Genomic DNA, 19673 nt, shown 5'->3' on the forward strand with positions numbered 1-19673 from the left:
ATTTGCCTGGCGGCCGTAGCGCGGTGGTCCCACCTGACCCCATGCCGAACTCAGAAGTGAAACGCCGTAGCGCCGATGGTAGTGTGGGGTCTCCCCATGCGAGAGTAGGGAACTGCCAGGCATCAAACAGTGAAGAAGCCTGTCCTGACGGACAGGCTTTTTTGCGTCTGTGCGCCACCATCACCGGGCAAAACCTTCCTGATCATTAACGATGAACTATCCTTTATACTTGCTGATATAAGCAGTGAGGATTTTCATTGGCTATCAAACCTTTTAACTACCAGCAGGACTTTTCCAGCATTGATTTCCGCCAGCAGCCTGAATTGTATCAGGTTGGACGAGGCGAGCAGGGGGTGCTACTGGTTGAACCCTACAAAAGTGAAATTCTTCCTTTCTGGCGCTATAAAGATGAAACATCGGCGATGAAATCCGCAGAACAGATCTACCAGTTGTTCGAAGCTTACCGGCAACAGGATGATTTCGTTGGTATGGACATGGCGCGTAAATTTATTCAGATGGGATATACCCGCGCCAGGCGATACGCTAACTATAAAGGCGGTAAAAAGTATGCAGAAGACGGCAGCCTGAATACACGGGGTAATGATCCTATTAAGGCCGCGGCGGCAACGGTTTTCAAAGGTTGGTGGGATAAAATTCGTCAGGACGAAGACTATCTGAAACGGAAACGCCAGCATCAGGCACGGTGGGGATAAAAATTAGCAAACAAATAATTAACACTTTATTTACTTTTTTGTCTCGCGTAATCTGAATCTCCAAAATAAAAGGCCGATCAAGCCTGGCAACAAGGAGAACAGTATGGCAGAAATTATTCAGCGTATAGATAAAAACAACGCTGAGGCTCCGGAGATGCGGCGACGCATATGGGCTATCGTGGGGGCATCCTCCGGAAACTTAGTGGAATGGTTTGATTTCTACGTCTACTCTTTCTGCTCGCTCTATTTTGCACATATCTTCTTTCCTTCTGGTAATACCACCACTCAGCTTTTGCAAACGGCAGGTGTCTTTGCCGCAGGTTTTTTAATGCGGCCTATCGGTGGTTGGCTGTTTGGACGCATTGCCGATCGACGCGGGCGTAAAGCCTCAATGCTGATTTCGGTGTGCATGATGTGCATGGGGTCGCTGGTGATTGCCTGTTTACCCGGTTACGATACCATCGGCACCTGGGCACCGGCGCTGCTACTTATTGCAAGATTATTTCAGGGGCTCTCGGTAGGGGGGGAGTACGGGACCAGCGCGACATATATGAGTGAAGTTGCGCTTGAAGGTCGTAAGGGATTTTTCGCTTCATTTCAGTATGTTACGCTTATTGGTGGGCAACTATTGGCATTGCTGGTCGTTGTGATTTTGCAGCAGGTTCTGGAGGATGCTGAACTTCGTGCCTGGGGATGGCGTATTCCCTTTGCGCTGGGTGCTGTGCTGGCGGTTGTGGCGTTATGGCTACGTCGCCAGCTGGATGAAACCTCGAAGCATGAGACTCGCGCGTTAAAAGAAGCTGGTTCGTTGAAAGGTTTGTGGCGTAATCGCAAAGCTTTTTTGATGGTGCTTGGTTTTACCGCGGCAGGATCGCTGTGCTTTTACACCTTCACCACCTATATGCAGAAATATCTGGTAAATACAGCAGGTATGCATGCCAATGTCGCCAGCGGCATTATGACGGCCGCGCTGTGTGTTTTCATGTTGGTGCAGCCGTTATTTGGCGCGTTATCCGATAAGATAGGCAGGCGTACCTCTATGCTATGTTTTGGCGCGCTCGCGACTCTTTTCACCGTTCCTATTCTCTCCGCGTTGCAGAATGTGACGTCGCCTTATGCCGCATTTGCTTTAGTGATGTGCGCGCTATTGATTGTGAGTTTCTATACCTCGATTAGCGGGATCCTGAAAGCGGAGATGTTTCCGGCGCAAGTTCGCGCTCTGGGCGTCGGTTTATCTTATGCGGTAGCAAACGCATTGTTTGGCGGCTCTGCGGAATATGTCGCGCTGTCGCTAAAATCTGTCGGTATGGAGAATTCGTTCTTCTGGTATGTTACCGCGATGGCCGTTCTGGCTTTCCTGGTTTCGCTGATGTTGCACCGTAAAGGAAAGGGCTTGCGCCTTTAGTACTGCGCCATTTGCCAGATAGCGTAACCGGTTGTCGCGCCAGCGACATCCCAGACAAAATCTTTCCAGCTCCAGCCGCTTCCTTCCGGGCGGCTGTCCCAGAGTTCTTTTGAGGCTCCGAGACTCAAAGAAAACATCAGCCCTATCGCTGCGCTACGGTCAGGGCTTACTCCCTGGTGGCGCGCATACTCATTACCGGCTGCCGATAGCATCGCTGATGCCATAAAATGCTGGGCTTTATCCTGGCCGCTCCAGTGGTCGTTAGCCAGATGGCTGCACCCGGAGAGAAACAACACAGTAAAAGGAATCAACACGCGCACCAGTCCACTCCTAAGAGGAAACCCCGTACAGGACGGGGCTTCGATTACAGGATACGGCTAATTAATCTGTCGATGCGGATCCGGCGCAGGCGGCGAATCAATTTACGCACTTTTATCGGATAGTCGGCAATGCTCTGCAGGTCACGATAATGTTTTACGATGGTCGTGTGCGTTCGGATAAGTTCCAGCTCTTTTTCCCGCTGAGGGGTAAGTTCCTGCTTAGGATCGTGGATCAGAATGGCGTTTTCCAGATCCAGACGCCAGGCGCGGGGATTCAAATTGTTGCCGGTGAGTAGCATCCATTTATCATCTACCCACATCCCTTTCAGATGATAGGTATTGTCGTCATCTTTCCACAGACGCACCACAAGCTGATCGGTATTGACGTAATATTGTAAACGGCTCAGGAAGCGGCGCAGGTTAATCTCATAGAGATAGGGCAGCGCGCCAATGATCTTGAACGGTTCATCTTCCGGAATGTAAAAATCATTCGCGGTTTTATCGCCAACAATGATTTCGACTTTCTTTCCGTCGCGCAGTAGCTGGATAATATTCCGCACCAGTACCGCTGGTAGATTGAAGTAAGGGGTACAAATGGTGAGCTTATGCTCCGCACAGGGCATGAGATGGAAAATGGTTTTGTTCAGCAGACTGGATTTTCCAAGCCCGACCAGCGGCGTAACGGAGAGTTGCTCGTCATTAGCGTCACCCTGAAAATGATATGACGCATCACGCAGCTCCTGACGGTATAAGCGGATATCGTTTTTAATCTCCGGGCTTTTCGGACGCTGGGTATTATCCAGACGATTCACACCACGACCATTCATCAGATTTTGCGTAACCCAGTCAAACATGATGTCTGCCATTTGCCGATTACGAATGAGCTGGTAGCGATCATAGCGATATTTGTCATGCTGATGGAGATAGACATCGTTCAGACTGGCGCCGCTGTACAGGACGCTATCATCAATGATAAACCCTTTAAAATGCAGTACGCCAAGCGCTTCTCGCGTATTAATTGGTACGCCGTAAACCGGGACATCAATGCCGGGGTTTTCCTGCGCCAGCCGGCAATACCAGTCTGCATTGGTATTCGAGGCCGCTGCGCCAATGCGCCCACGCTGCGCGCGATGCCAGTCGACCAGCACCCGCACGTCCAGTTCAGGACGCTGCCGTTTAGCCGCATAGAGCGCGTCGAGTATACCTTTACCCCCATCGTCCTGTTCCAGATACAGGGCAACGATACAAATACGCTGCGTCGCGCTGGCGATTTTCTCCAGCAGTGTCTCCCGAAAAGTAGCAGGAGTATAAAAGAAATCTACATCATCAACTGACTGAGAAATCTTAGGGAGTTGGGCAAGGTGTTGTTGATGTTTATTACGCTTAAATTTTGACAACATCACAGTGCATTTCTTCTCTGTTCATTGAAGGGTCCTCTGTGCTATGCAGACGACATAAGCGAGCAATAATAACATCAGTACCCGTTAAAGTGGTCAACATTTCCAGTACATTACTCACGATTCATCACATTTGGCCAGATTCAGCGTTAATCCCACGATGCCCTCTTCGAGCTGAATATCGACCTGAAATCCCAGTTTTCTGGCCAACGCGACCATGCCGCGATTGTTCGGCATCGTAATACCGTTCAGCCGCTTCAATCCGTGATCGCGAGTATAAGCAATCAATTTCTCCATTAAACGGCGTCCTAAGCCCAATCCTTTGAGATCTGAACGCACCAATACGGCAAATTCAGCATCCATGTTATCAGGATCGGAAATCGCACGCGTTACGCCGAGGATCTCTTCAGCGTTGTCCAGCCGTCGCACAGCCACAAACGCCATTTCTCGATCGTAGTCGATCTGCGTCATGTTGGCTAAATCTTCGTGGGTAAATTCGTTGATCTCGCTGAAATAACGGTAGTAAAGATCCTCTTTAGTGACCTGAGCGATGAATTGTCGCAGTTGGGGCTCATCTTCCGGCAGGATCGGACGAAACAGACAGCGATCGCCGTTTTTCATCTCCACCCACTCTTCAAGCTGGTGGGGATAGGGGCGTACCGCAAGTCGACTTTCGCTATCGCCATCAAACGGGGCAATATCCAGCGTTACATCCAGCGCGGTAAACTCACTGGCGGAAGCCAGCAGCGGATGGATATCCAGACGCTGAATTTCCGGGCAGTCGACAATCAGGTTTGAAACCTGGACCAGCAACTGGCTTAAACCGACGATATCCAACGGATGCAGCGCGCTGCGGGCGCGAATTTTCCGCTGTTTAATGCCCTGAATCACCAGATAGCGCGCCAGATTCATATTGAGCGGCGGCAGTGCTACGACAGCCTGCTCTTCCGGACGCCACTCCACGCCGCCTTCACCCAACATAATCAAAGGACCAAACACCGGATCGTGCTCGACCACCACACGAAGCTCCTGCGCTCCGGCGCGGTTAGCCATGCTTTGTACCAGCAAACCGTGAATCCGCGCCTGCGGCCAGGCCATCTTTACACGATCGAAAATGGCGTTGGCGGCCTGCTGCACCTCATTCGCGGTCCGCAAATAAAGCATAACCCCCTGAACTTCAGATTTATGCGGAATATCCGGCGAGCGTAACTTGAGGGCTACCGGATAGCCTATCTGTTCGGCGATATGCACCGCTTCCGCGCTGTCGCCGGCAATCCAGGTGGGAAGGGTATGTAATCCATAGGCGTGTAAAATTGGCTGTACTTCATGGGTATCCAACGAGGTGGCGCCTTCCGCAATCGCCTGCTGTAACAGATTATGTGCTTCGGCGGTATTGGACGTCAGGTTACTCGGCAGCGCTGGCGTTTCCCGCAGTTGCTTCTGATTACGCCGGTATTCCACCATATGCATAAAAGCGGTAATCGTGCCTTCCGGCGTACGGTAGGTGGGTAATCCGGCTTCGCTGAATAGCCGTCTTGCTTCCTGAGACGAGAACTCGCCGCACCAGTTTGTCAGCAGCGTAACAAACCTGCCTCTGGGGTGGCGCTTAATCGTCTCGATCAGCGCATGGGCGCTTTCCGTACCCGGCGCGGCTGCGCTGGGAGAGTGGATAACCATAAGCGCGTCAAAATCCTGACTGGAGAGCAGGATATCCAGCGTTTTGACGTAATGTTCGCGGCTGGCGTCATCACACAGATCTAGCGGATTGGCAATATCAATGTGCGCGGGAAGCGCCTGCCGTAGTTGCAGGCAGGTCTCTTCGCTCAACGTCGCTAGCTTGCCGTTACGCGACCACAACTCATCTAACGCCAGCGCGGCAGGCGCGGCGCCATTACTGATGATCATCAGTCTGTCGCCGCGTAGCGGACGCATATGGCTGAGCGTTTCGACGGCGGAAAAAAGCTCGTGCGTATCCTGGACTCGTAGCAGGCCTGCGCGCTGGATGGCCGCATCCCACGCCGGGTCCATTCCCGCGCTGGTATTAAGTAAACGCTGGGCTGCCGGGCTTCGGCCGCTTTTAATCACCAGAATCGGTTTGTTACGTGAAGCGCTACGGGCGGCGGAAACAAAACGGCGGGCGTCACTTAACTGTTCCAGATAGAGCAAAATCGCGCTGGTCTTGCTGTCGCGCGCCAGATAGTCGAGCAGTTCATCGACATCAATATCCAGGCTATCGCCCAGCGCGATAAAGTAGGAGAAGCCCATTTCACGCTGTTGCGCCCAGTCAAGAATAGTATTGGAAACGGCGGCAGACTGGGAAATAAAGGCGAGCTTGCCCTGCTTAATCGGGACGGGAGAAAAGCTGGCATTCAGCCCTTGCCACGGCGCGAGGAGCCCAAGACTGTTCGGACCCAGCAGACGCATTTTATAGTGCCGGGCACAGACAAGAAGTTCTTCATGTTGCGACGTGGGAGCAGAAAGGATAATACACGTTTTACAACCTTTCGCGCCAAGCGCCTCCAGTAACGCCAGGTTACGGCTGGCGTTAGTGCATAAAATAGCCAGATCGGGAGTAAAAGGGAGACTGGCGATATCCGGCCAGGCCATGACGCCTAAAACGGCTTTCCAGGCGGGCGTCACGGGAAGGACGGGGCCATTGAATCCGCCCGCCAACAAGTTACGCATCATCAGATAACCCGCACGGTGGGGCTTCATTGATGCGCCAATCACCGCGATCGATTTTGGTCGCAGTAGCGCTTCCAGTCCTTGCTGGCTCATACCGGTTTCCCTTACACAGAAGTGACCGGATGATTTTAAACGCTTTCGCTATTTTCTGCTGTGACGTTTCCCGGATGTTGCGTTTTTCCTGCCAGATAGCGCGTTTTAAAACGGGTGAAATGTTCACCTAAACTGGTTGCAGCCTCGGTATCTCCCGCCAGATCTAACAACGCTATCGCGACTTCGGCGGTACAATATTGCCCTTCGGCATGGATTTCACGCAGACGATAAGCTGAAAGACGCGATAAATCGACGGAAATTACCGGCAGATGATCCAGATAAGGGCTTTTACGAAACATTTTACGTGCTTCGGGCCAGGTGCCGTCAAGCATGATAAACAGCGGCGGTTTCCCGGCGGGCGGGGTGGAAATGACCTCGCGCGCTTCGTCGGCGTAGGACGCGGGAAAGACCACCATCGGCTGATAATCCGGATGCTGTACCAGCTCCAGCAACGCCTGCGGCGGCTCGGTACGCGACCACTGAAACGCCGCGGTATCCGGCAAGATATCGGCTATCAGTCGGCCGGTATTGCTGGGTTTCATCGGTTCAGTGTCAAACATGACCAGACAAAAACGGCTTTTCGCCTGAGAAGGCGTTAACGTATCACACAGGCAACGTTTTAGCGGCAGCAAGCAGCGCTGGCAGCGGTGAACCCGGTTGCCTCTGGCAAGAAAAGGACGTGTAGCGCGCGCAAGCCGTTCGGCGCGTAACTGAAGGACAGCGTTATTGGTCATAGAAAGCGTTTGTGGAGAAAAACGCTATTGTGGCAGAGGTGAAAATGGGGCACAAGATGCGCCCCATGGCGTTTACAGTGCTTCGTTCAGCCAGTTGTCAAAAGGCGCTTTAGGTACTGCGCCATTGAGCATATCGACCACCTGTCCATGTTTAAAGATCATAATCGTCGGGATGCTGCGAATACCGAAACGGGCGCTAAGTTCACGTTCCGCCTCGGTATTCACTTTGACAAAACGGACTTTACCGCTGCGCTCTTCTGCGACATCCTCGAAGATAGGCGCAAAGTTACGGCAAGGGCCGCACCAGGGCGCCCAAAAGTCGATCACCACTGGAAGATCGTCCTTCAACAGTTTGTCCAGCGTTTCGCCGGTCGCATTAATGACTTCTCCGTCAAACAACTCATGACCGCAGCGTCCACATTTTGCCGCATCCTGAAGCCGATCGTCGGGGATGCGGTTGATGGCCTGGCAATGGGTACAAACGGTGTTCATAGCTAACCTCTGAATACGTCCCGCTACGCGCGAGATGTTTCTATAATGTTACATATTATCGAGGAGTTTGTGCTAAACAACAATGTGTTTTATTCAATGAGTACAATAGTCGCAGGCTTTTAAACGAAATCATGGCTAACCGGATGCACATCGGGTAATCTTCGCGCTTCGCGCAGCGCTGGTGGAGAAAAGCATGAACGATGAATTAAAAAACAAAAGCGGCAAAGTCAAAGTGATGTATGTCCGTAGTGATGATGACTCTGATAAACGCACCCATAACCCGCGTACCGGGAAAGGGGGAGGCCGCCCAGCAAAGTCTCGCACTGACGGTGGACGTCGCCCTGCCCGTGATGAGCGAAATAATCAGATCCGTGACCGTAAACATGAAACATCGCCGTGGCGTACTGTGTCCCGCGCGCCAGGCGATGAAGCGCCTGAAAAAGTCGATCATGGCGGTATTAGCGGTAAAAGTTTTATCGACCCTGAAGTTTTGCGTCGCCAGCGTGCGGAAGAGACGCGCGTCTACGGCGAAAATGCCTGCCAGGCGCTATTCCAGAGCCGTCCTGACGCCATCGTGCGCGCATGGTTTATCCAAAGCGTAACGCCGCGTTTTAAAGAGGCGCTTCGCTGGATGGCGGCGAATCGTAAAGCCTACCATGTTGTGGATGAAGCCGAACTGGCAAAAGCTTCCGGGACTGAGCACCACGGCGGCGTATGTTTCCTGATTAAAAAGCGTAACGGTACGACCGTTAAGCAATGGGTAAAGCAGGCGGCGGATCAAGACTGCGTACTGGCGTTGGAAGATGTCGCTAACCCGCATAATCTGGGCGGCATGATGCGTAGCTGCGCGCACTTCGGCGTGAAAGGCGTGGTGGTACAGGATGCGGCGTTGCTGGAATCCGGCGCGGCGATTCGTACCGCGGAAGGCGGGGCAGAGCATGTCCAGCCGATCACTGGTGAAAGCATTGTTTACGTACTGGATGATTTTCGTCAGGCGGGGTACACCGTGGTGACGACGTCCAGCGATCGCGGTCAGGCGCTCTTTAGTACGACCCTGCCGGAAAAGATGGTGCTGGTCTTAGGCCGTGAATATGACTTCCTGCCGGAAGCGGCGCGCGAACCCAATGATCTGTGTGTAAAAATTAACGGCACGGGGAACGTGGAAAGCCTTAATGTGTCGGTTGCGACAGGCGTGCTGCTCGCCGAGTGGTGGCGGCAGAATAAAGCGTAAGGGCTACAGCCCGGTGGCGCAACGCGTGCCGGGCCAATTATGTACTTCCACCGCCCGGTCAGATAAGGCGCTTTCGCGCCGTTATCCGGGCGATAAAACGGCGAGCCGCCAGCGTTATTCACTCTCAGTCGGTAGTACTGGCGTCCAGTCGATAGTTTTCTCGCCGTGTTGTTCCAGCCATTGGTTCGTTAGCGCAAAATGATTGCAGCCAAAAAATCCGCGGTGCGCAGAGAGCGGCGAGGGATGCGGGGCTTTCAGAATATGGTGGCGCTGCGGATCAATAATCGCGCCTTTCTTCTGGGCGTGCGAGCCCCACAGCAGGAAGACGACGCCTTCGCGGTGTTGGTTAATCAGGCTTATCACTTTATCCGTAAAGGTTTCCCACCCCAGGCTGGCATGAGAGTGCGCCTGGCCTGCCCGTACCGTGAGCACCGTATTCAGTAACAGTACGCCCTGGCGCGCCCAGCTTTCCAGATAACCGTGCGCGGGGCGAACAAAGCCGGGAATGGAGGCTTCCAGCTCCTTGTACATATTCACTAATGACGGCGGGGGCGCGATTCCAGGACGTACGGAAAACGCCAGACCATGCGCCTGGCCGGGGCCGTGGTAAGGATCTTGCCCCAGGATCACCACCTTAACGTCGCCCAGTTCCGTGAAGCGAAAGGCGTTAAACACATCTTTTTGCGGCGGGTAGACCGTGATCCCCGACTGACGCTCGCCAGCAACGGTATGAAGCGTATTAATAAAGTAAGGTTGCTGTTTCTCATCAGCCAGCACATCGTGCCAGGTTAACTCAGTCGCCATCTCGCTCTCCTGCGAATTTCCAGTTCCCTTAGCTTAACTGCTTCTTTCTGCAGTGCAAAATCCTGCGTGCTACAAAAACCGTTACCTACAAAAGATAGTTGAAAATTTATGTAAAAAGTTTATAGAGCCGAATGGTGTAAGTTGATGTAAAACAATAAATTCCCTCCATCGCCCTTTTTATGGTGTGGTTTTTATTGATTTAAATCAAAGAATGAAGGGTGATCGAAGGGTATATATACACTCAAGCAACAATGGTTTTACCAATTGGCCGGGATTAGGCCGACCGAAATCAAATAATTTTGCCTGGGGAGGCATCACATGATTACAGGTATCCAGATTACTAAAGCCGCTAACGACGACCTGCTGAATTCCTTCTGGCTGCTGGACAGCGAAAAAGGCGAAGCGCGCTGCATCGTTGCAAAATCCGGCTTTGCTGAAGATGAAGTTGTGGCTGTCAGCAAACTGGGCGAGATTGAATACCGTGAAATTCCGATGGAAGTTAAACCGGAAGTGCGCGTTGAAGGCGGTCAGCATCTGAACGTTAACGTTCTGCGTCGTGAAACGCTGGAAGACGCGGTTAAGCATCCGGAAAAATACCCGCAGCTGACTATTCGTGTTTCTGGTTATGCGGTGCGTTTTAACTCCCTGACGCCGGAACAGCAGCGCGACGTTATCGCTCGTACCTTTACTGAAAGCCTGTAAGATTCACGAATTATACCGGCTTGGGGTGTAAAAAACGGAAGACGTTTATACGTCTTCCGTTTTTTTACGTCGATTCATCGGGAAAAAAATGCCGGGTAGAGCCCGGCATCATCATCACTCTTCGCTGGATTGCTCCTGCATTTGCGTACCGCTTGGCTTGCGGCGCTTACCGATATTTTTTGTATCGCGGTGACGTTTCTTCACGCGCGGCTTCTCTTTTTCTTTCTCTTTTTTCTTCTCGGCGCGTTTCGCCAGCACTTTTTTCGACGGTTTGCCGGTCAACTTTTCGCTGGGGGCGCGCGTGGTCGGGCGAAGTTCATCAATGACGCGCGCTTTTAGCGGCTCTTCGATGTAACGACCTATTTTCAGCAGCAGCAGATGGTCGTGGGCTTCTACCAGCGAGATTGCCGTGCCTTTGCGGCCAGCACGGCCTGTACGACCAATACGATGCAGATAGGTATCACCACTGCGCGGCATGTCGAAGTTAATGACGTGGCTTACGTCAGGAATATCAATCCCGCGTGCAGCGACGTCGGTTGCGACCAGCACGTTAACGCGACCGTCGGTGAGACGCTTAATACCTTCGTTACGTTTGATCTGCGCCATCTCGCCTTCAAGATAGCAATTGTTGATCCCTGATAGACGCAGCGTTTCGGCCAGTTCATGGACGCGTTCACGTTTACGCACAAACACGATAGAACGGGTTGCATTGTCTTGTTTTAGCAGGTGCTTCAACAGAGCAACTTTATGTTCGAAATTGTCGGCACGGTAGTACCACTGGTGAATTTTCTTACGCTCGCGGGTTGACGGATTGGCGGAAACTTCAACCGGATCTTCCAGCAGGCGTTCGGCAAAATCTTTAATCGCATCGCCTTCCAGCGTGGCGGAGAACAGCATCGTCTGTTTACGCCAACGGGTTTCGCCGGCGATATGTTCAATATCCTGAGCGAAGCCCATGTCCAGCATCCGGTCAGCTTCGTCAAGGATCAGTGTTTCAACTGCCCGGCAGTCGAAGTTCTCTTCTTTTATATATTGCAGCAGACGGCCCGTCGTGGCGACCACGATATCCTGGTTTTCGCTAAACACTTCAGCATGGTTCATATAGGCTACGCCGCCGGTAATCGTGGCGATATCCAGATGAGTATGCTTAGCCAGTTCACGAGCGTGATCGGCAACCTGCATTGCCAGTTCGCGGGTTGGCGTCAGGATCAGAATGCGCGGCGGCCCTGATTTTTTACGCGGAAAGTCGAGCAGGTGCTGCAACGCCGGCAGCAGGTATGCCGCCGTTTTACCGGTGCCTGTCGGCGCAGAACCGAGTACATCACGGCCATCGAGCGCAGGCGGAATGGCGGCAGCCTGAATGGCGGTCGGGCGAGTGAAACCTTTATCCTGGAGGGCATCCAGCAGGCTTTCGTCGAGTTCAAGTTCGGAAAAAGTCGTTACAGTCATGTTCTACCTCTGTGTGGGGCGCTGATTATAGACGTTACGGCCGCAATCTTCATCTGTTTGTATGGATATCCCTTCTCAGGTATTGTTTTCACCCGGCGCTGTCGCCGTTTTTCGCAAGGTTGTTTTTACATGTCTCAGTCTGGCTCCGTTCTTCGTCGTAACGGATTTACGTTTAAACAGTTTTTTGTTGCACATGATCGGTGTGCGATGAAAGTGGGAACTGACGGTATTTTACTCGGGGCGTGGGCGCCGGTCGCGGATGTAAAGCGAATTCTGGATATCGGTACTGGAAGCGGTCTGCTGGCGTTAATGCTGGCGCAGCGGACGGATGACAATGTGCCTATTGACGCCGTGGAGCTGGATGCCGGGGCTGCCAGGCAAGCACAGGAAAACGTTGCTCACTCTCCCTGGTCGCATCGAATAACGGTGCATACTGACAATATTCAGCGTTGGGCACCTCGTCAGACGGTACGCTTTGATCTTATTCTCAGCAATCCGCCTTATTACGAACCCGGCGTGGAATGCGCTACGCCGCAGCGGGAGCAGGCGCGTTACACCGCTACGCTGGATCACCAGACGTTATTGGCTATTGCAGCGGATTGTATTACCGAAGACGGCTTTTTTTGCGTCGTATTGCCGGAACAAATAGGCAACGTTTTTACGCAGCAAGCGCTCAACATGGGATGGCATTTGCGGTTACGTACTGACGTTGCGGAAAACGAAGCGCGCTTGCCGCACCGGGTTCTGCTCGCATTCTCCCCGCAAGCCGGGGAGTACTTTAGCGACAGATTAGTGATTCGCGGGTCAGACCAGCATTATTCTGAAAGTTATACGGCGTTGACCCAGGCATTTTATCTGTTTATGTGAGACGTTAACGGCGAAAGGATCGATGGGCCGGATTCAGCCAGTTGGTGCGGATAATCCAGCGTAAAGTGCAGCCCCCGGCTCTCTTTACGCATCATCGCGCAACGCACAATCAATTCGGCCACCTGCACCAGATTACGCAGTTCCAGTAAATTATTCGAGACGCGAAAGTTGGCGTAATACTCGTCAATCTCTTGTTGCAACATGGTAATACGCCGTAGGGCGCGTTCCAGCCGTTTCGTCGTGCGCACAATACCCACATAGTCCCACATCAGCAGACGCAGCTCATGCCAGTTATGCTGAATCACCACCCGTTCATCGGCGTTCTCCACGCGGCTTTCATCCCAGGCGGGAAGAACATCAACGCCGTGGGCGTAAGGCATTCGCCTGTCGATATCCATTGCCGCGGACCAGCCGTAAACTAAGCATTCCAGCAACGAGTTGGACGCCATACGGTTAGCGCCGTGCAGACCGGTGTAACTGACTTCGCCAATGGCATATAAACCGTCTACATCGGTACGACCATAGTCATCGACGACCACGCCGCCGCAGGTATAGTGCGCGGCAGGAACGACGGGAATCGGTTCTTTGGTTAAATCCATCCCCAAATCGAACAGTTTCTCATAGATCATCGGGAAGTGCTGGCGGACAAAATCTTCAGGCTTGTGGCTGATATCGAGAAACATACAGTCTGCGCCGAGTCGTTTCATCTCATGGTCAATAGCGCGGGCGACAATATCGCGCGGCGCCAGTTCGCCGCGTTCGTCAATGTCCGGCATAAACCGCGAACCGTCCGGACGTTTAAGGTATGCGCCTTCGCCGCGCAGCGCTTCGGTAAGGAGAAAATTACGCGCCTGCGGATGATAAAGGGCGGTCGGATGAAACTGGTTAAATTCCAGATTAGCGACCCGGCAACCCGCGCGCCAGGCCATCGCGATACCGTCGCCGGAGGAAATATCCGGGTTAGTGGTGTATTGATAAACCTTTGAGGCGCCGCCGGTCGCCAGCACCACCGACTTAGCATGACAGGTTTCAACCCACTCTTTATTGCGATTCCAGAGCCAGGCGCCGACGACCCGGCGAGGCCCCGGCAGACCAATTTTATCGGAGATAATTAAATCAACGGCATTGCTGCGTTCCAGCACCTGAATATGAGGATGATTTTGCGCCCGACTGACCAGCGTGGTTTCGACTTCCTTTCCGGTAGCGTCGGCGGCATGAAGGATACGGCGATGACTGTGGCCGCCTTCACGCGTGAGATGATAGCTCTCCTTGCCGTTTGGCTGGACATGCGTATCAAACAGGACGCCCTGATCGATAAGCCACTGCACGCAGGCGCGGGCGTTGCTGGCGACAAACTCCACCGCGTGGCGATCGCAAATTCCGGCGCCGGCAATCAGCGTATCTTCGACATGCGACGCAATACTGTCGGTTTCATCAAACACGGCGGCAATACCGCCCTGCGCATAAAACGTGGAGCCCTCGCTCACCGGCCCTTTACTCAGGACGATAACCTTATGTTTTTCAGCCAGACGCAGCGCCAGCGAGAGTCCGGCCGCGCCGCTGCCGATAATTAACACATCACAGGACAGTTCAGGAGTTGTCATTATGGCCTTTGTTTAATTTACTAAACATTGTTGCGGTAGATTAGCACTATATGGCGCTAAAAAGCACGTTATGATTTCGCTGATGTTGTGCTTATTAAACATAAAATAAAAATACGGCGAGAGATAAACGGCAAAAAATATTTTGTAGGGCAGGATGTTAGCATCAGATTTTGTAGTGAAATAAAGATGCTGTTAGGTTACTCTGCAAACGACGAAATAGGCATTTCTGTACAGATAGTGCGTTGTTCAGTATCTGTAGACTTATAATGGAAGATAAGACCTGTCTACAACATGACAAACAAAAACAAATGCGTAACGGAACTTTACGAAACATAGACACTCTAACCTGTTGCTTGCTCATAGTGCGGCTTATGGAGTGGCGTTTCGAAAGCGCGTGGAAATTTGGTTTGGGGAGACATTACCTCGGATGAGCGAGCAGTTAACGGACCAGGTCCTGGTTGAACGGGTCCAGAAGGGAGATCAGAAAGCCTTTAACTTACTGGTAGTGCGCTACCAGCATAAAGTGGCGAGTCTGGTTTCCCGCTATGTGCCATCGGGCGACGTTCCCGATGTCGTACAGGAATCATTTATTAAGGCCTATCGCGCGCTGGATTCTTTCCGGGGAGATAGCGCTTTTTATACCTGGTTGTATCGCATTGCGGTCAATACCGCGAAGAACTACCTGGTTGCTCAGGGGCGTCGTCCGCCTTCCAGTGATGTAGACGCGATTGACGCAGAAAACTTTGAAAGCGGCGGCGCGCTGAAAGAAATTTCGAACCCTGAGAACTTAATGTTGTCAGAAGAACTGAGACAGATAGTTTTCCGAACTATTGAGTCCCTCCCGGAAGATTTACGTATGGCAATCACCTTACGGGAGCTGGATGGCCTGAGCTATGAAGAGATAGCGGCTATCATGGATTGTCCGGTGGGGACGGTGCGTTCACGTATCTTCCGGGCGCGGGAAGCTATTGATAATAAAGTTCAACCGCTTATCAGGCGTTGACGATAGCGGGATACTGGAAAAGGTATTAGGCATGCAGAAAGAAAAACTTTCCGCTTTGATGGATGGCGAAACGTTGGACAGTGAGCTGCTCAAAGCGCTTACGCACGACCCGGAAATGCAGAAAACATGGGAGAGTTATCACCTGATCCGCGATTCAATGCGGGGGGATACGCCTGACGTTCTCCATTTCGATATATCCGCTCGCGTGATGGCCGCTATTGAAAACGAGCCAGTACGTCAGGTGTCGCCATTAATCCCTGAGGCCCAACCCGCTCCGCAGCAATGGCAGAAAATGCCGTTCTGGAAAAAAGTGCGTCCGTGGGCGGCGCAGCTTACCCAAATGGGAGTGGCGGCGTGCGTTTCACTTGCAGTTATCGTTGGCGTCCAGCACTATAATGGGCAATCTGAAACATCCCAGCAACCTGAAACGCCGGTTTTCAATACCCTGCCTATGATGGGGAAAGCCAGCCCGGTAAGTCTGGGAGTGCCTTCTGAAGCAGCGCCTGTCGGCAGTCAGCAACAGCAGGTACAGGAGCAGCGTCGTCGCATTAATGCCATGTTGCAGGACTATGAACTGCAACGCCGACTGCACTCCGAACAGCTTCAGTTTGAGCAGGCGCAAACCCAGCAAGCCGCGGTACAGGTGCCAGGAATCCAAACTTTAGGAACGCAATCGCAGTAATGAAGCAACTTTGGTTTGCCATGTCCCTTGTGGCGGCTAGCCTGTTCTTCTCAGTAAACGCCTCGGCCGACCCTGCGTCCGGGGCGTTATTGCAGCAGATGAACATCGCCAGCCAGTCACTGAATTACGAGCTGTCATTCGTCAGCATCACGAAACAAGGCGTTGAATCTCTGCGTTATCGACACGCACGCCTGGATAGTCGCCCGCTTGCGCAATTGTTACAGTTGGACGGTCCCCGCCGGGAGGTCGTACAGCGTGGTAATGAAATCAGTTATTTTGAACCGGGCCTTGAGCCGTTCACCCTGAACGGTGATTATATTGTCGATTCTCTGCCTTCCCTGATTTACACCGACTTCAAGCGTCTGGCGCCTTACTACGACTTTATTTCCGTAGGACGCACCCGTATCGCAGACAGATTGTGCGAAGTTATCCGCGTTGTGGCGCGCGATGGTACGCGTTACAGCTATATCGTCTGGATGGACATGGACACCAAACTGCCGATGCGCGTTGATCTGCTGGATCGCGATGGCGAGACGCTGGAGCAGTTCCGCGTTATTGCGTTCACGGTGAGCCAGGATATCGGCAGCACTATGCAGGCGCTGGCGAAGGCGAATCTTCCGCCGCTGCTTTCTGTTCCCGGTGGCGAAAAAACGAAGTTTAACTGGAGTCCATCCTGGGTGCCGCAAGGCTTTAGCGAAGTCTCCAGTAGCCGTCGTCCGTTGCCGACGATGGATAACCTGCCTATCGAATCGCGGCTTTATTCTGACGGTCTGTTTAGCTTTTCCGTCAATGTGAACCGGGCTACGCAAAACAGCAGCGATCAGATGCTGCGTACCGGACGCCGAACGGTTTATAGCAGCGTTCGCGACAACGCGGAAATCACCATTGTCGGCGAGCTTCCGCCGCAAACGGCGAAGCGCATTGCCGACAGTATCAAGTTCAGGGCAGTACAATGATCAAAGAGTGGGCAACCGTTGTTTCCTGGCAGAATGGTCAGGCGGTGGTGAGCTGCGACGTTAAAGCGTCGTGCAGCAACTGCGCCTCCCGTGCGGGATGCGGCAGTCGCGTACTGAATAAATTAGGGCCGCAAACCACGCATACCATTGTTGTGCCAAGCGCGGAGCCGCTGGCGCCGGGGCAGAAAGTCGAGTTGGGTATCGCCGAAAAAAGCCTTTTAGGTTCGGCGTTGCTGGTCTATATGTCGCCTTTAGCGGGGCTATTTCTTTGTGCGGCGCTTTTTCAGATGCTGTTTGGATCTGACCTTGCCGCATTAAGCGGGGCCGTGCTGGGCGGCGTGGGCGGTTTTCTGGTTGCCCGCGGCTATTCCCGAAAACTGGCGGAGCGCGACGCCTGGCAGCCGGTGATTTTAAACGTTGCCCTCCCGCCTGACCTTGTTCGCGTCGAAACTACCTCAATCGAAACGCGCCAGTAAACGTTTTGCCCAACGGTACACCTGCCGCGTTGGGTTGTTGTCCCGATAAGCATGAGCTTTTCCTGCGTTGCGGTGTTTTACAGGAAAAAAGCGAGGCGTTTTCCAGTTCTCGCTCTCCTTACACTATGAACATTTCCTCGCCTTAGCGTTGTAGTGTAGAATGCGGCGTTTCAGTTAAAACAGACATTAAGCTCAGAACAGCGACCTCAAAGTCTGGTCAACCAGGCGTAAGGCATAATAATTTATCTCTATGAAGAACATACGTAACTTTTCGATCATTGCTCACATTGACCACGGTAAATCGACGCTGTCTGACCGTATTATCCAGATCTGCGGTGGCCTGTCTGACCGTGAAATGGAAGCTCAGGTACTTGATTCGATGGATCTTGAGCGTGAGCGCGGTATTACTATTAAAGCCCAGAGTGTGACGCTGGATTTTAAAGCGTCTGATGGTGAAACTTATCAACTGAACTTTATCGACACGCCGGGACACGTTGACTTTTCCTATGAAGTTTCCCGTTCGTTGGCAGCCTGCGAGGGCGCGCTGCTGGTGGTGGATGCTGGCCAGGGCGTAGAAGCGCAAACGTTGGCGAACTGCTACACCGCGATGGAAATGGATCTTGAAGTGGTGCCGGTGCTTAACAAGATTGACCTTCCGGCCGCCGATCCGGAGCGTGTGGCGGAAGAAATTGAAGACATTGTCGGTATCGATGCGACGGATGCGGTACGCTGCTCCGCCAAAACGGGTGTCGGCGTGACGGATGTTCTGGAACGCCTGGTACGCGATATCCCGCCGCCGCAAGGCGATCCGGACGGCCCGCTACAGGCGCTGATTATTGACTCCTGGTTCGATAACTACCTGGGCGTGGTATCGCTGGTGCGTATTAAAAATGGCACGATGCGTAAGGGCGACAAAATTAAAGTGATGAGCACCGGGCAGACCTACAACGCTGACCGCCTGGGGATCTTCACGCCGAAACAGGTTGATCGTACTGAGCTGAAGTGCGGCGAAGTAGGCTGGCTGGTCTGCGCCATTAAAGATATCCTCGGCGCGCCGGTTGGCGATACCTTAACCTCAGCGCGTAACCCAGCGGAAAAGGCGTTACCGGGCTTTAAGAAGGTGAAACCGCAGGTCTACGCAGGTCTGTTCCCGGTCAGCTCCGACGACTATGAAAGTTTCCGCGATGCGCTCGGCAAGTTGAGCCTGAACGACGCCTCACTGTTTTATGAACCGGAAAGCTCCACGGCGCTGGGTTTTGGTTTCCGCTGCGGTTTCCTCGGTCTGCTGCACATGGAGATCATTCAGGAGCGTCTGGAACGCGAATACGATCTGGATCTGATCACCACTGCGCCGACCGTGGTTTATGAAGTAGAAACGACGGCGAAAGAGACTATCTATGTTGATAGCCCCTCCAAGCTGCCGCCGTTGAATAACATTTATGAACTGCGCGAGCCTATCGCCGAGTGTCATATGCTGTTACCACAAGCCTATTTAGGTAACGTTATTACGCTGTGTATTGAGAAACGCGGCGTACAAACTAACATGGTGTACCACGGTAACCAGGTGGCGTTGACCTATGAAATTCCGATGGCGGAAGTGGTGCTCGACTTCTTTGATCGCCTGAAATCAACGTCGCGCGGCTATGCGTCTCTGGATTATAACTTCAAGCGCTTCCAGGCTTCCGACATGGTGCGTGTTGATGTGTTAATCAACAACGAGCGTGTCGATGCTCTGGCGCTGATCACGCACCGCGATAACTCGCAAAGCCGCGGTCGCGAGCTGGTGGAGAAGATGAAAGATTTGATTCCGCGCCAGCAGTTTGATATCGCGATACAGGCGGCGATTGGTACGCATATTATTGCCCGTTCGACGGTAAAACAGTTACGTAAAAACGTGCTGGCGAAGTGCTACGGCGGCGATATCAGTCGTAAGAAAAAACTGCTGCAGAAACAGAAAGAAGGTAAGAAACGCATGAAGCAGATCGGTAATGTCGAGCTACCTCAGGAAGCGTTCCTCGCCATTCTGCATGTCGGTAAAGACAATAAATAATCCCTAAGGA

The 19673-nt window shown here is 52.7% G+C and carries 19 protein-coding genes and 1 rRNA gene; 12 read left to right on the forward strand and 8 right to left on the reverse strand.

Annotated features, from left to right (window positions below; translation table 11 throughout):
• Positions 1-5 precede the first annotated feature (5 nt).
• From rrf to F4V72_RS15050, 3 genes are all read left to right on the forward strand, one after another.
• Positions 6-121 (forward strand): 5S ribosomal RNA (gene rrf / locus F4V72_RS15040).
• Between the two features lie 136 nt (positions 122-257).
• A complete protein-coding gene (locus tag F4V72_RS15045) occupies positions 258-713 on the forward strand; it encodes a DUF4385 domain-containing protein (protein ID WP_000985656.1) in 456 nt (151 codons plus the stop codon).
• 103 nt (positions 714-816) lie between these two features.
• Positions 817-2118, forward strand: coding sequence for an MFS transporter (locus F4V72_RS15050; protein WP_000807813.1), 1302 nt, complete (start codon positions 817-819; stop codon positions 2116-2118).
• Here the strand turns inward: F4V72_RS15050 and F4V72_RS15055 are convergent.
• From F4V72_RS15055 to trxC, 5 genes are all read right to left on the reverse strand, one after another.
• Positions 2115-2438, reverse strand: a complete 324-nt coding sequence (locus F4V72_RS15055) for a YfiM family lipoprotein (RefSeq protein ID WP_001264472.1) — start codon at positions 2436-2438, stop codon at positions 2115-2117. The two genes, F4V72_RS15050 and F4V72_RS15055, sit on opposite strands and share 4 nt — an antisense overlap.
• Positions 2439-2482: 44 nt before the next feature.
• Entirely contained in the window at positions 2483-3838 is a 1356-nt protein-coding gene (gene pssA / locus F4V72_RS15060; protein ID WP_023246025.1) for a CDP-diacylglycerol--serine O-phosphatidyltransferase, read from the reverse strand.
• 114 nt (positions 3839-3952) lie between these two features.
• Positions 3953-6613, reverse strand: coding sequence for a protein lysine acetyltransferase (gene pat, locus F4V72_RS15065; RefSeq protein ID WP_136058131.1), 2661 nt, complete (start codon positions 6611-6613; stop codon positions 3953-3955).
• 35 nt (positions 6614-6648) lie between these two features.
• Positions 6649-7347, reverse strand: coding sequence for a tRNA-uridine aminocarboxypropyltransferase (tapT, locus tag F4V72_RS15070; protein WP_053510812.1), 699 nt, complete (start codon positions 7345-7347; stop codon positions 6649-6651).
• Positions 7348-7419: 72 nt separating this feature from the next.
• Positions 7420-7839, reverse strand: coding sequence for a thioredoxin TrxC (trxC, locus tag F4V72_RS15075; protein WP_001098731.1), 420 nt, complete (start codon positions 7837-7839; stop codon positions 7420-7422).
• 193 nt (positions 7840-8032) lie between these two features.
• Here trxC and F4V72_RS15080 point away from each other — a divergent pair, with 193 nt between their 5' ends.
• Positions 8033-9070, forward strand: coding sequence for a tRNA/rRNA methyltransferase (locus F4V72_RS15080; RefSeq protein ID WP_136058132.1), 1038 nt, complete (start codon positions 8033-8035; stop codon positions 9068-9070).
• Between the two features lie 114 nt (positions 9071-9184).
• Here the strand turns inward: F4V72_RS15080 and ung are convergent, their stop codons facing one another.
• Positions 9185-9874, reverse strand: coding sequence for a uracil-DNA glycosylase (gene ung / locus F4V72_RS15085; RefSeq protein ID WP_023246021.1), 690 nt, complete (start codon positions 9872-9874; stop codon positions 9185-9187).
• Between the two features lie 318 nt (positions 9875-10192).
• Between ung and grcA the strand changes: the two genes are divergently transcribed.
• Positions 10193-10576, forward strand: a complete 384-nt coding sequence (gene grcA, locus F4V72_RS15090; RefSeq protein WP_000627811.1) for an autonomous glycyl radical cofactor GrcA — start codon at positions 10193-10195, stop codon at positions 10574-10576.
• 114 nt (positions 10577-10690) lie between these two features.
• On the opposite strand, the gene srmB is transcribed toward grcA, so the two are convergent.
• Positions 10691-12025, reverse strand: a complete 1335-nt coding sequence (gene srmB / locus F4V72_RS15095) for an ATP-dependent RNA helicase SrmB (RefSeq protein WP_136058133.1) — start codon at positions 12023-12025, stop codon at positions 10691-10693.
• 129 nt (positions 12026-12154) lie between these two features.
• Here srmB and trmN point away from each other — a divergent pair, with 129 nt between their 5' ends.
• On the forward strand, positions 12155-12892 hold the full coding sequence (gene trmN, locus F4V72_RS15100) for a tRNA(1)(Val) (adenine(37)-N(6))-methyltransferase TrmN (protein WP_023246019.1): 738 nt from the start codon (positions 12155-12157) through the stop codon (positions 12890-12892).
• Here the strand turns inward: trmN and nadB are convergent.
• Positions 12877-14499: an L-aspartate oxidase gene (gene nadB, locus F4V72_RS15105; protein ID WP_053510798.1), complete on the reverse strand. Its 1623-nt coding sequence runs from the start codon at positions 14497-14499 to the stop codon at positions 12877-12879. The genes trmN and nadB overlap by 16 nt on opposite strands.
• A gap of 263 nt (positions 14500-14762) precedes the next feature.
• Between nadB and rseD the strand changes: the two genes are divergently transcribed.
• The 6 genes from rseD to lepA all read left to right on the forward strand — a co-directional run bounded on the left by rseD (position 14763) and on the right by lepA (position 19663).
• A complete protein-coding gene (rseD, locus tag F4V72_RS15115) occupies positions 14763-14927 on the forward strand; it encodes a rpoE leader peptide RseD (RefSeq protein ID WP_014344135.1) in 165 nt (54 codons plus the stop codon).
• The gene (gene rpoE, locus F4V72_RS15120) at positions 14924-15499 is read left to right on the forward strand and encodes an RNA polymerase sigma factor RpoE (protein ID WP_006176728.1); all 576 of its coding nucleotides are present in this window, start codon (positions 14924-14926) and stop codon (positions 15497-15499) included. The genes rseD and rpoE overlap by 4 nt, the downstream gene beginning before the upstream one ends.
• Positions 15500-15530: 31 nt before the next feature.
• Positions 15531-16181: an anti-sigma-E factor RseA gene (rseA, locus tag F4V72_RS15125; RefSeq protein ID WP_001168374.1), complete on the forward strand. Its 651-nt coding sequence runs from the start codon at positions 15531-15533 to the stop codon at positions 16179-16181.
• Complete coding sequence (gene rseB, locus F4V72_RS15130) at positions 16181-17137, forward strand: sigma-E factor regulatory protein RseB (RefSeq protein WP_023179692.1); 957 nt, start codon at positions 16181-16183, stop codon at positions 17135-17137. Before rseA ends, rseB begins: the two co-directional genes overlap by 1 nt.
• The gene (gene rseC / locus F4V72_RS15135; RefSeq protein ID WP_079796408.1) at positions 17134-17613 is read left to right on the forward strand and encodes a SoxR-reducing system protein RseC; all 480 of its coding nucleotides are present in this window, start codon (positions 17134-17136) and stop codon (positions 17611-17613) included. Before rseB ends, rseC begins: the two co-directional genes overlap by 4 nt.
• Positions 17614-17863: 250 nt before the next feature.
• A complete protein-coding gene (gene lepA, locus F4V72_RS15140; protein ID WP_000790156.1) occupies positions 17864-19663 on the forward strand; it encodes a translation elongation factor 4 in 1800 nt (599 codons plus the stop codon).
• Positions 19664-19673 lie beyond the last annotated feature (10 nt).

Origin of the sequence: Salmonella enterica subsp. diarizonae, assembly GCF_008692785.1 — a bacterium.
GTDB classification, from domain to species: Bacteria; Pseudomonadota; Gammaproteobacteria; order Enterobacterales; family Enterobacteriaceae; genus Salmonella; species Salmonella diarizonae.

Bases quoted from the DNA above. Each gene is read 5' to 3' on its own strand.
- ung (WP_023246021.1), bottom strand. From the start codon at position 9,874: ATGGCGACTGAGTTAACCTGGCACGATGTGCTGGCTGATGAGAAACAG.
- F4V72_RS15080 (WP_136058132.1), top strand. From the start codon at position 8,033: ATGAACGATGAATTAAAAAACAAAAGCGGCAAAGTCAAAGTGATGTAT.
- trxC (WP_001098731.1), bottom strand. From the start codon at position 7,839: ATGAACACCGTTTGTACCCATTGCCAGGCCATCAACCGCATCCCCGAC.
- pat (WP_136058131.1), bottom strand. From the start codon at position 6,613: ATGAGCCAGCAAGGACTGGAAGCGCTACTGCGACCAAAATCGATCGCG.
- rseD (WP_014344135.1), top strand. From the start codon at position 14,763: ATGGAAGATAAGACCTGTCTACAACATGACAAACAAAAACAAATGCGT.
- rpoE (WP_006176728.1), top strand. From the start codon at position 14,924: ATGAGCGAGCAGTTAACGGACCAGGTCCTGGTTGAACGGGTCCAGAAG.
- trmN (WP_023246019.1), top strand. From the start codon at position 12,155: ATGTCTCAGTCTGGCTCCGTTCTTCGTCGTAACGGATTTACGTTTAAA.
- pssA (WP_023246025.1), bottom strand. From the start codon at position 3,838: ATGTTGTCAAAATTTAAGCGTAATAAACATCAACAACACCTTGCCCAA.
- srmB (WP_136058133.1), bottom strand. From the start codon at position 12,025: ATGACTGTAACGACTTTTTCCGAACTTGAACTCGACGAAAGCCTGCTG.
- tapT (WP_053510812.1), bottom strand. From the start codon at position 7,347: ATGACCAATAACGCTGTCCTTCAGTTACGCGCCGAACGGCTTGCGCGC.
- rseB (WP_023179692.1), top strand. From the start codon at position 16,181: ATGAAGCAACTTTGGTTTGCCATGTCCCTTGTGGCGGCTAGCCTGTTC.
- F4V72_RS15050 (WP_000807813.1), top strand. From the start codon at position 817: ATGGCAGAAATTATTCAGCGTATAGATAAAAACAACGCTGAGGCTCCG.
- grcA (WP_000627811.1), top strand. From the start codon at position 10,193: ATGATTACAGGTATCCAGATTACTAAAGCCGCTAACGACGACCTGCTG.
- rseC (WP_079796408.1), top strand. From the start codon at position 17,134: ATGATCAAAGAGTGGGCAACCGTTGTTTCCTGGCAGAATGGTCAGGCG.
- rseA (WP_001168374.1), top strand. From the start codon at position 15,531: ATGCAGAAAGAAAAACTTTCCGCTTTGATGGATGGCGAAACGTTGGAC.
- lepA (WP_000790156.1), top strand. From the start codon at position 17,864: ATGAAGAACATACGTAACTTTTCGATCATTGCTCACATTGACCACGGT.